General features: G+C 52.1%; 8 protein-coding genes. 7 read left to right on the top strand and 1 reads right to left on the bottom strand.

Translation table 11 applies throughout. The features are described 5' to 3' along the window. Positions 1-26: 26 nt before the first annotated feature. Positions 27-203 (top strand): Trm112 family protein, encoded by a 177-nt coding sequence (locus HGT70_RS12320; protein WP_157725250.1) that lies wholly within the window; start codon positions 27-29, stop codon positions 201-203. Positions 204-205: 2 nt separating this feature from the next. Further along, complete coding sequence (gene kdsB / locus HGT70_RS12315) at positions 206-952, top strand: 3-deoxy-manno-octulosonate cytidylyltransferase (RefSeq protein WP_214196046.1); 747 nt, start codon at positions 206-208, stop codon at positions 950-952. A gap of 22 nt (positions 953-974) precedes the next feature. On the opposite strand, the gene elyC is transcribed toward kdsB, so the two are convergent. Further along, positions 975-1,733 (bottom strand): envelope biogenesis factor ElyC, encoded by a 759-nt coding sequence (gene elyC / locus HGT70_RS12310; RefSeq protein WP_071434849.1) that lies wholly within the window; start codon positions 1,731-1,733, stop codon positions 975-977. A gap of 123 nt (positions 1,734-1,856) precedes the next feature. Between elyC and cmoM the strand changes: the two genes are divergently transcribed. The 5 genes from cmoM (at position 1,857) to ldtD (ending at position 11,048) form a co-directional block, all read left to right on the top strand. Next, positions 1,857-2,642, top strand: coding sequence for a tRNA uridine 5-oxyacetic acid(34) methyltransferase CmoM (gene cmoM, locus HGT70_RS12305; RefSeq protein ID WP_214196045.1), 786 nt, complete (start codon positions 1,857-1,859; stop codon positions 2,640-2,642). Continuing rightward, positions 2,639-3,961, top strand: a complete 1,323-nt coding sequence (mukF, locus tag HGT70_RS12300) for a chromosome partition protein MukF (RefSeq protein WP_214196043.1) — start codon at positions 2,639-2,641, stop codon at positions 3,959-3,961. The genes cmoM and mukF overlap by 4 nt, the downstream gene beginning before the upstream one ends. Further along, positions 3,942-4,667, top strand: coding sequence for a chromosome partition protein MukE (gene mukE, locus HGT70_RS12295; RefSeq protein WP_071434855.1), 726 nt, complete (start codon positions 3,942-3,944; stop codon positions 4,665-4,667). The genes mukF and mukE overlap by 20 nt, the downstream gene beginning before the upstream one ends. Continuing rightward, positions 4,664-9,121 (top strand): chromosome partition protein MukB, encoded by a 4,458-nt coding sequence (mukB, locus tag HGT70_RS12290; RefSeq protein WP_214196041.1) that lies wholly within the window; start codon positions 4,664-4,666, stop codon positions 9,119-9,121. Before mukE ends, mukB begins: the two co-directional genes overlap by 4 nt. Before the next feature lie 142 nt (positions 9,122-9,263). Beyond that, positions 9,264-11,048, top strand: a complete 1,785-nt coding sequence (ldtD, locus tag HGT70_RS12285; RefSeq protein ID WP_214196039.1) for a L,D-transpeptidase — start codon at positions 9,264-9,266, stop codon at positions 11,046-11,048. The last annotated feature ends 140 nt before the right edge of the window (positions 11,049-11,188 follow it).

Genomic DNA, 11,188 nt, shown 5'->3' with positions numbered 1-11,188 from the left:
GTCAACGTTATTTATTTGGAGGTCTTATGGATCATCGTTTAGCTGGTATCGTCGCTTGTCCCGTTTGTCACGGTAAACTCGACTACCATCCGCAGGAACAAGAATTAATCTGTAAACCAGATGGGCTGGCCTTCCCTATCCAAGAGGGCATTCCAGTACTGCTGGAGAATGAAGCGCGCAGCTTAACTGCGGACGAGAGCTAACAATGAGCTTTGTCGTCATCATTCCGGCTCGCTACGCCTCCTCACGGCTGCCCGGTAAGCCCTTGGCGGATATCCATGGTCAGCCAATGATCCTCCACGTTCTAAACCAAGCGCTGGCAGCGGGGGCTGATCGGGTCATCGTCGCCACTGATCACGAGCAGGTTGCAGCGGTGGTGAATGCGGCAGGCGGTGAAGTCTGTATGACGCGGGCGGATCACCAATCGGGTACAGAACGATTGGCAGAGGTGATTGAAAAATATCGTTTCGATGATTCGACCATCATCGTCAATGTGCAGGGGGATGAGCCGTTGATCCCGCCTGTCATTATCAAACAGGTTGCAGATAACTTGGCTAAGGCGGATTGTGGCATGGCGACGCTTTCTGCACCAATCACTGAGGCACACGAAGCCTTTAATCCGAACGCCGTGAAAGTGGTGACGGATAAACAGGGCTATGCGCTGTATTTCTCCAGAGCGACGATTCCTTGGGATCGCGAGCGATTTGCTCACTCTCAAGCGACCATTGGCGACCAGTTTCAGCGCCATCTCGGTATCTATGCTTATCGGGCCGGCTTTATCCGCCGCTACATTAGCTGGGAACCTTGCCCGCTCGAACAGTGCGAGCTGCTTGAGCAGTTACGGGTACTGTGGAATGGTGAACGTATTCACGTCGCTCCAGCGGCAGCGATCCCTGCTGTCGGCGTCGATACAGCAGAAGATCTGCAAAGAGTCAGAGACGTCTTGCGTTAATCCTGCGGTTAGCCTGAGTAGGCTAACCGCGAATCAGCCATTGCCAAAGCCTACCCAAACTCTCGTACCACGCACGTTCACTATGTCCAAGCCAGAAAGGTGACGGCATGATCCGCTCCCAACTATTCAGCGGCGAGTGGATAGCAAGCTGATTGGCGGGTGCCGGGATCGGCGACAACCCTTGTTCAGTAAAAAAGCCTAAGGCTCTAGGAAGATGATTGGCTGAGGTCACTAAGATAAAGGGTCGGTTTCCTAGTCGCTGTTTAACGGCTATCGCTTCTTGGCGCGTGTCGCGAGGCGATTCAAGGGTAACCAGCTTGTCGGCAGGAACCCCGAGCGTCTGCGCGACTTGCGCGGCAACACTAGCACTGCTGCGCGGATTATCCGCTGCTGCCGCACCGGTAAAGACCAGTTGCGCGGTAGGATTCATCCGCCATTGACGTACCCCTTCCGCGACCCTAGGTAAGCTATTGCCGAGTAAGTTAGAACTCGGGGCCCACTGTGGATTATAAGTGTAACCGCCACCGAGCACGACGATCGCCGCGACCGTAGAGGGGTGGTTAAGCGTAGGATACTGATCTTCGAACGGCGCGAGCAAACGATCGGCAACCGGCTGCACACTCAATAACAGCAATAGTAACCAAGCGCCCGTTAGGCAGTACTTAGCCAGTCGTTGACGCGCAGTAAACCAGAGCAAGAATAGCCCAATACCTAGCACCAATAATAGGAAAGGTAACGGTAATAGCAGGCCACCGATTAATTTTTTTAACGCAAATAACATAGTTAGCACCGAATTGAACGAAAAAACAGCACCCAGCACCGGATTCTGCAGGGAATAGCTCCATTCATCCTAGAGCTGTGACAAAATAGCATATTTCTTCTGTCGTTAATGCGGAGTACCAGTATGATGGATCGAAACTTTGATGATTTGGCCGAACGCTTCGCCCAAAACATCTATGGCACCCTTAAGGGGCGCATACGACAGATTATTCTGTGGGAAGAGCTGGAAAAGATCCTTGCGACGTTCCCTAACGCTCCGTTAACGATCCTTGATGCAGGGGGCGGTATCGGACAGATTTCAGCCGGATTAGCCGAGCGTGGGCATCAGGTAACCTTATGTGATGTCTCCGAGCAAATGCTACAGCGCGCCACGCAGCACGCACAACAACAGGGCGTAGCCACGCAGATGACGTTCATTCAGACGAGCGCTCAGCAGATAGGTGAACAGTTAGAGCAGCCGGTCGATCTAGTCTTATTCCATGCCGTACTGGAATGGGTGGCTGAGCCGGAGAAAACGCTCGCTGCTTTATTCGACACCCTATCACCGGGCGGCGTGTTATCATTGATGTTTTACAATCTTCATGGCCTAACGCTGCAGAATTTAACCTTAGGGAACTTCGGCTACCTCAAAGCACACATGAAGAAGCGGAAGAAAAAAACGCTTTCACCCGATTATCCGAGAGACCCTGCAGAGGTTGACCAATGGCTGCGTAACGTTGGTTTCCAAATTGAAGACAAAGCAGGGATCCGTGTTTTTAGTGACTTCATCCGCGATCTTCCGCCTTCGGCCAATGGCGAAGAGGGGATTATAGAAATGGAACGGCGTTACTGTCGTCAGGAACCTTTTATGAGTTTAGGGCGTTACATTCACGTCACGGCACGTAAGCCCGCAATAAAGGATGAGCTATGAGTGATTATACCCAGACCATACCTGAATTAGTGTCGTGGGCCCGTAAAAGTGACTTTGCTATCTCTCTGCCTGTAGAGCGATTAGCGTTTCTGCTGGCAATCGCGACGCTCAATGGTGAGCGAGTTGAAGGTGAGCTCACCGAATCCGAACTTTTAGATGCCTTTAAGCACGTAAGTGCGGTCTTTGAGCAAAGCCCGGAGACGGTAGATCTGCGCGGGAATAATGCGATTAATGACATGGTTAAACAGCGCATCCTTAACCGCTTTACCTCAGAGCAAGCGGAAGGCTATGCGATCTATCGCCTCACCCCTTTGGCGATTGGCATCACTGATTACTACGTCCGACAAAAAGAATTTTCTACCTTACGTCTATCGATGCAGCTCTCGATTGTCGGTAACGAACTAAAGCGTGCCGCGGATGATGCCCACCAAGATGGCGACCAGTTTCATTGGCATCGCAATGTCTTCGCACCGCTTAAGTATTCGGTCGCCGAGATCTTCGATAGTATCGACCTGACACAGCGGCAGATGGACGAGCAGCAGCAGCAAATCAAGCAAGAGATCGCCGATCTATTAAATAAAGACTGGCGAGCGGCTATCTCCAGTTGTGAGGTCTTACTCTCCGAGACTTCGGGCACGCTGCGGGAATTACAAGATACCTTGGAGGCCGCAGGGGACACACTGCAGACTCATTTGCTGGTGATACAAGAGTCGATTTATGGTATTCCTGACCTGGCCTATATCGATAAGCTTGTCTTCGAACTACAACATAAACTCGATCGCATCATCAGTTGGGGCCAACAGGCGATAGACTTATGGATAGGCTACGACCGCCACGTCCACAAGTTTATCCGTACCGCCATCGATCTCGATAAAAACCGGGTTTTTGCTCAACGCTTACGGCAGTCGGTGCAGAACTATTTCGACGCGCCTTGGGCGTTAACCCACAGTAGCGCAGAGCGCCTTTACGATACGCGCGACGATGAGATGACCCTGCGTAACGATGACGTGATGGGCGAACTCCCTCCTGAGCTGGAATTTGAAGAGTTTAATGAAATACGCGAACAACTTGCCGCGATGATAGAGCACGCCTTGCAGGCTTACCAACGTGACGGGCAACCGCTTAATCTTGCCGACGTCATGAGGCTTTATCTCGCACAATACCCACGCGCCCGCCATTTTGATCTGGCACGAATCGTCGTCGACCAAGCGGTGCAGCTGGGTGTTTCTGAAGCCGATTTAGCAGGGCTTCCTGCTGAATGGCAAACTATTAACGAATATGGAGCTAAGGTGCAGGCACATGTCATCGACAAATATTGAACAAGTGATGCCAGTCAAATTGGCACAGGCGCTCGCTAACCCATTATTTCCAGCCTTAGACAGCCAACTGCGCGCCGGTCGCCATATTAGTCTTGAGGATCTTGATCAACATGCGTTGTTGATGGACTTTGAGCACGAGCTCGCGGAATTTTACGCTCGCTATCATGTGGAGTTAGTTCGCGCACCGGAAGGCTTCTTTTATCTACGTCCCCGTTCGACGACCCTAATTGCGCGTTCGGTACTCTCAGAGTTGGATATGATGGTCGGCAAAATCCTCTGCTACCTCTACCTCAGCCCGGAACGGCTTGCGAACGAAGGAATTTTTACCTTCCAAGAATTGTATGACGAGTTGCTCAGTTTGGCAGACGAAAGCAAGCTACTGCGTTTCGTTAATCAACGCTCCACCGGCTCCGATATCGACAGAGCCAAACTTCTCGATAAGGTACGCTCCTCCTTAAACCGCCTTCGTCGCTTAGGCATGGTCTGGTTTATGGCGAATGACAGCAGTAAATTTAGGATTAAAGAGTCTGTATTTCGCTTCGGTGCCGAGGTGCGTAGCGGCGACGATCCACGCGAAGCGCAGCTACGTTTGATTCGTGATGGGGAGGCGGTCGATCTCGAAACCCGTGCCGCCCTCACTGAAGAAGAACAAGACAGTGCAAATGATGACGCAGCCGAGGGGCTACAAGAAGGTGATGACGCATGATTGAACGTGGAAAGTTTCGTTCGCTTACCCTAATTAACTGGAACGGTTTTTTTGCCAGGACCTTTGACTTAGATGAACTGGTAACGACCTTATCGGGCGGTAATGGTGCCGGTAAATCGACGACGATGGCGGCATTTATCACCGCATTGATCCCCGATCTGACCCTGCTTCACTTTCGTAACACCACAGAAGCCGGTGCAACCAGTGGTTCGCGAGATAAAGGCCTACACGGTAAGCTTCGCCCTGGGGTTTGCTATGCCGCACTCGATGTCGTCAACTCCCGCGGACAACGCTCGCTGGTCGGCGTTCGCCTGCAACAAGTTGCAGGGCGTGACAAGAAAGTCGATATTAAACCGTTTAGCATCCACGATGTGCCGGAAGACACGCTGCCGACTGACCTGTTAACGGAAGTGTTGAATAGTCGTCAAGCCAAGGTGCGCCCGCTTAGCGAAGTCAAAGAGCGATTAGACGCACAAGAGATTATGAGCTTTAAGGCATATAGCTCGGTCACCGACTATCACAGCATGATGTTCGATCACGGCATCGTTCCTCGCCGATTAAGAAGTCAAAGTGATCGGAGTAAGTTCTATCGATTGATTGAAGCCTCATTATACGGCGGGATCTCGAGTACCATCACCCGCTCCCTACGTGACTACTTATTACCGGAAAACGGCGGTGTGCGTAAGGCCTTCCAAGATATGGAAGGGGCGTTACGCGAAAACCGGATGACGCTCGAAGCCATTCGCGTCACGCAAGCTGATCGCAGCCTCTTTAAACATCTGATCACGGAATCGACACAGTACGTTGCCTCCGACTATATGCGGCATGCTAACGATCGTCGTATTAATTTGGACGGGGCGATTGCGCTACGTCAGGAGTTATTAAGCGGCCGTCATCAGCTCAAGACCGAACAGTTCCGACATGTCGAAATGGCGCGCGAGCTTGCGGAACATGTTGGCGCGGAAGGGGACCTAGAAGGTGAATACCAAGCGGCCAGCGACCATCTTACCGTGGTACAGAACGCCGTCCGCCAGCAGGAAAAGATCGAGCGTTACGAGAACGAGATCGAAGAGCTTTCCTACCGCCTAGAAGAGCAGCACGAGGTGGTGGCTGAAGCGCAAGAGATCAACGAAGCGCAGCAGGCCGACGTCGAGGCATCTGAAGTCGAGGTTGACGAACTAAAAAGCCAGCTGGCGAATTTCCAGCAAGCGCTGGATGTACAGCAAACGCGAGCCATACAATATCAACAAGCCGTGAAAGCGCTACAGCGAGCGAAAGACGTCTGTCATCTTGACGACCTCGCTCCTGAGAACGCCGCAGAGTGGCAGGCGCGTTTTCAAGCCCGCGATGAGGAGGCGACTGAGCTATTACTGAATCTTGAACAAAAGCTCAGCATGGCACAGGCGGCTCATAGCCAATTTAACCAAGCTTTAGAGCTGGTTCAACAGATCAGCGGTCCTGTGAATCGTGGAGACGCTTGGCAGGTTGGTCGAGAAGCACTCCGTGAGGCACAGCAGCAGCGCCATCTTGCGGATCAGCTACCAGGCTTACGCTTACGTCTTTCAGAACTCGAACAGCGTTTACGCGAGCAGCACGATGCTGAGCGACTACTAGCGGAATTCTGTAAGCGTCAAGGTCAGGAGTTCGAGGCAGACGATCTGGAAGATCTCCACCGCGAATATGAAGCGCGTATCGAACAGCTCGGTGCAGGGGTGGACGAAGCGAGTGAGCAGCGCCTACTTCATCGCCAAACGTTGGATCAGATCCGTGAGAAAATCAGCGCGCTGACCAATCGTGCGCCGCACTGGTTAGCGGCTCAGGAGATCTTGACTCAGCTAAGCGAACAGACCGGCCAGCTCTTTACGCAAAGCAGTCAGGTCACCGAGTATATGCAATACCTGCTTGAGCGTGAGCGGGAAACTACCGTCGAACGTGATGAAGTGGCGAGCCGCAGACGTCAAGTCGAGCAGCAAATTGAACGCTTGAGCCAGCCCGGCGGTGCAGAAGATAGCCGCTTAAACCATCTCGCTGAGAAATTTGGTGGGGTGCTGCTTTCAGAGATTTACGACGATGTGACCTTGGAAGACGCGCCTTATTTCTCAGCGCTATACGGTCCTTCACGGCACGCGATCGTGGTACCTGAGCTCGCGCCGGTTCAAGCCCTGTTAGCCGATTTAGAAGACTGTCCGGAAGACCTCTATTTAATCGAAGGGGACCCACAATCCTTCGACGATAGCGTCTTTAGTGTCGAAGAGCTAAATCAGGCGGTCGTCGTCAAAATCGCCGATCGTCAGTGGCGTTACTCACGCTTCCCGAAAGTGCCACTCTTTGGCCGCGCTGCGCGCGAGAATCAACTCGAACTGCTCTCTAAGGAGCGGGAGGTGTTGAGCGAAAAATACGCGACGCTCTCCTTCGACGTGCAGAAGACGCAGCGGCTACATCAATCTTTCAGTCGTTTCATTGGTAGCCACCTCGCGATTGCCTTTGAGGAGGATCCTGAAGCCCAGATCCGCCAGCTGACGACGCGTCGTACCGATATTGAGCGTGCGGTGGCGAACCATGAAGCGAATACGCAACAGCAGCGTCAACAGTTTGAAATGGCGCGTGAAGGGGTAGCACAATTAAACCGCTTACTGCCGCGCGTTAATTTACTCTTAGACGATACATTAAGCGATCGCTGCGACGAGCTGCGCGAACAGGTCGAAGAAGCACAAGAGGCCGCTCGGTTCCTGCATCAATTTGGTCAGAAGCTCGCTAAGCTGGAGCCAATGATCGCGGTGCTGCAAAGTGATCCTGAGCAGCATCAGCAGCTGCAAGAGGATTATCATACTGCGCAGCAGCGCCAGCGTGACTATCGCCAGCAAGCCTTTACGCTTACCGAAGTCGTGCAGCGTCGGGCGCACTTCAATTACGCTGAAGCAGAAGGGATGCTGGATGGTAATAGCGATCTGACACAGAAACTTCGCAAGCAGCTAGAGCACGCGGAAAGCGAACGTGCGCAGTTGCGTGATCGTCTGCGTCAACATCAGCAGCAATTAACCCAAAGTAGCCAGCTGTTGGCCTCGCTGAAAAGTGCCTACGACGCGAAGCGCGATATGCTGTCAGAATTGCAGCAAGAGATGCAAGCGCTTGGCGCGAAAGCCGATCCCCATGCCGAGCTACAAGTCAAAGCGTTACGCGACTCGCTCTATCATCAACTTAGCCACAACCGCGCGCGTCGCCATCAGTTAGAAAAACAACTGACATTCTGCGAAGCGGAAATGGACAGCCTGCAAAAACGCCTACGTAAGGTAGAGCGTGACTATGGACAGAGCCGTAACCAAGTGGTGACCGCCAAGACTGGATGGTGCACGGTTCTACGCTTAGTCAAAGAGAACGGCTTGGAGCGTCGTCTTCACCGTCGAGAGTTGGCGTATCTAGGGGGCGACGAGCTACGTTCGATGTCGGATAAGGCGCTTGGTGCGCTACGTCTCGCGGTGGCGGACAACGAGCACTTGCGTGACGTGTTACGCCTGTCGGAAGAGCCACGTTATCCAGAGCGTAAAGTGCGCTTCTTTATTGCAGTCTATCAGCACCTTCGTGAGCGTATTCGCCAAGATATCATCCGTACCGACGACCCGATCGAAGCTATCGAACAGATGGAGATCGAACTTAATCGTCTCACGGAGGAGCTGACCTCACGCGAGCAGACGCTTGCGATCAGCGCGCGCAGTGCAGCGAATATTATCCGCAAAACAATCCAGCGCGAACAGACGCGTATTCGCCAGCTAAACCAAGGGTTACAAGCGGTTAAATTCGGACAGGTCAATAGCGTACGGTTAAATGTTAATGTCCGTGAAGCCCACTCCATCCTGCTGGAGACGCTTGCCCAGGACCATGAGCAGCACCAGGATTTATTTAATAGCCAACGCCTGACCTTCTCTGAGGCCTTAGCAAAACTCTATCAACGCCTTAACCCGCATATCGATCTTGGCAGCCGGACTGCACAGGTGATCGGGGAAGAATTACTGGATTACCGTAACTACCTGGAGATGGAAGTCGAAGTCAACCGGGGATCGGATGGCTGGTTACGGGCAGAAAGTGGCGCGCTATCGACGGGCGAGGCGATCGGTACTGGTATGTCTATCTTGGTAATGGTCGTTCAGAGCTGGGAAGATGAATCTCGCCGGTTAAGAGGGAAGGATATCTCTCCTTGTCGCTTACTGTTCCTCGATGAGGCGGCGCGGCTCGATGCGCGCTCCATTGCTACGCTCTTTGAGTTATGTGAACGGTTGGAAATGCAACTGGTGATCGCGGCCCCTGAAAATATCAGCCCGGAAAAAGGCACCACCTATAAGCTGATGCGTAAAGTGGTTAACGATATTGAGCATGTGCATGTGGTTGGATTGAAAGGGTTTTCACCAGAAAATCCCCCTCAACAGCCAGCGGTCACTATAGATAGCGATCAGACGTAAAGCCAGACTGCTTTTCGATACTTAACTATTAAACGACATTTGTTACTAACAAATGTCGTTTTTTCGTTTACACTCATGAGAAGAAAATAATAAAAAACATTGAACTTTTTGGTGCGTGTCTAAACAAGGTAAGGAGTCAGGGATGTTTCTAAAGTGTTTTCAACTCAAACCAGTATTGCTCTTCGGCGGAATGTCGTTAGCGATCGGGAGTTCATGGGCGGCGCAGGCAGCTCCTGGACAGACGAGCTCACCTACCACACATACTAATACTCCTAGCCAGCGTATTTCCTCGGTCTATCAAGCGTTTCCTGCGGGTGTTTCGCCTTACTATGGGAGTTTGCTCACCTCGGTATACCGTCAGACTCATCAGCAACCGTTATGGACTGATCAAGAAGCCATTCATAGTTTCGAACAGCAACTTGCTGAAGTGGCACTATCAGGTGTACAACCACAATTCACGCGCTGGCTTTCGGTATTAACTCGAAACGACTTAACGAACGATGCGCGAGAAGTCGTATTATCAGACGCCCTATTAGGCTACCTACAATTTGTCAACGCTGCGCCTGCGCAAGGGGAGAGTTGGTTCTATGGGACCAATGGAGCTCGCCTTAGTGCACCAAGTTCTGCCCTGGTAAGTCGATGGCTGCAAGCGGTTAATCATGGCACGACGCGTTCGTTTATCGAGAGCTTACAGCCCCAGCACCCACAATATCGACCGATGCAAAAAGCACTGGTCGTTTTATTGGCGGACAACAAGCCCTGGCCAAAATTAGAATTAAACCGGACGATACGACCGGGTGAGAGTGATCCTGCCGTACCGCAATTACGACAAATGTTAATCAGAGCGGGATGGCTAAGCGAAGCCGATGCACAAGCCTCGATCCCTGCATCACCACCTCCCGCACAGCCAGTCGCATCCGATACGCAGGCGGTGACTGCGCCGCAACCACAAAGGATGCTTGCGCCATCACCGACTGCGGACAGTAGCCGTTCACCGGTAGCCAGTGGACCCGCTGAGGACATTTACTCCGATGCGCTGGTATCGGCGGTGAAGCGTTTTCAGCACTGGCAGGGGCTGACCGACGATGGCATTATCGGTTATAAGACTCGCGAATGGTTGAGTATTACGCCGCATCAACGTGCGACATTACTGGCACTCAATATCCAGCGTCTGCGTCTGCTCCCGGACGATATGCACAATGGCATCATGGTAAATATTGCTAACTACTCGCTAAATTATTATGTCGAGGGGAAAGCCATTTTGTCATCCCGCGTAATCGTGGGTCGTCCGAGTCGTAAAACGCCGCTGATGCGCAGTGCGCTGAATAGCGTGGTGCTCAATCCAACTTGGACGGTGCCGAATACCCTTATTCGTGAAGATCTTGTCCCGAAATTACGCAAGGACCCTAGTTATCTTGCTAAGCATAACTTCACGCTCTATTCAGGGTGGGGAGCCGATGCGGCAGCGGTGAACCCGACAAGCGTCAACTGGCAGACCGTTTCGGCCTCAGCGTTCCCGTATCGCGTACTGCAAGCGCCTGGACCACAAAACTCGTTAGGACGTTATAAGTTCAATATGCCAAGTTCTGATGCTATCTACCTGCATGACACGCCAAACCATGGCCTGTTCCAGCAGGATATTCGAGCGATCAGCTCCGGCTGTGTACGGGTGAATAAAGCGGCTCAGCTAGCGGGGTTATTGCTCAAGGACGTAGGCTGGGATCAAAGCCGTATAAGTTCGACCTTGGATAGCCGTACCACTCGACCTATCTCCATTCGCCATCGTATTCCCGTCAACCTCTATTACTTAACGGCATGGGTTAGCGAAGATGGGCAGGCGCAATTTAGAACTGACATCTATAATTATGATCAACTCGCGCGTGCAGGGTGGAGTTCTATCAGTAACGCCGAGAAGTTCTTGCTCTAAATTGCTTATTAGCTGGCCTATTGGCCAGCTAATAGTCTTTCAAAGTGTAATTAAGTTGATCGTTCTCATGTCTGCGTCTTGACGAAGAGCAACACTCTGGGTATGGTTCCCCTGTTGTTTTTTTGTCCTTTTGCCTCGCG

Source organism: Rosenbergiella collisarenosi (assembly GCF_018494085.1).
GTDB lineage: Bacteria > Pseudomonadota > Gammaproteobacteria > Enterobacterales > Enterobacteriaceae > Rosenbergiella > Rosenbergiella collisarenosi.
The sequence above is the reverse complement of the archived record's forward strand: the minus strand, read 5'-3'. Positions and strand labels throughout refer to the sequence as shown.

Coding starts and splice junctions, on each gene's coding strand:
- mukE (WP_071434855.1), top strand. CDS start 3,942: ATGTCATCGACAAATATTGAACAAGTGATGCCAGTCAAATTGGCACAG.
- HGT70_RS12320 (WP_157725250.1), top strand. CDS start 27: ATGGATCATCGTTTAGCTGGTATCGTCGCTTGTCCCGTTTGTCACGGT.
- cmoM (WP_214196045.1), top strand. CDS start 1,857: ATGATGGATCGAAACTTTGATGATTTGGCCGAACGCTTCGCCCAAAAC.
- mukF (WP_214196043.1), top strand. CDS start 2,639: ATGAGTGATTATACCCAGACCATACCTGAATTAGTGTCGTGGGCCCGT.
- kdsB (WP_214196046.1), top strand. CDS start 206: ATGAGCTTTGTCGTCATCATTCCGGCTCGCTACGCCTCCTCACGGCTG.
- elyC (WP_071434849.1), bottom strand. CDS start 1,733: ATGTTATTTGCGTTAAAAAAATTAATCGGTGGCCTGCTATTACCGTTA.
- mukB (WP_214196041.1), top strand. CDS start 4,664: ATGATTGAACGTGGAAAGTTTCGTTCGCTTACCCTAATTAACTGGAAC.
- ldtD (WP_214196039.1), top strand. CDS start 9,264: ATGTTTCTAAAGTGTTTTCAACTCAAACCAGTATTGCTCTTCGGCGGA.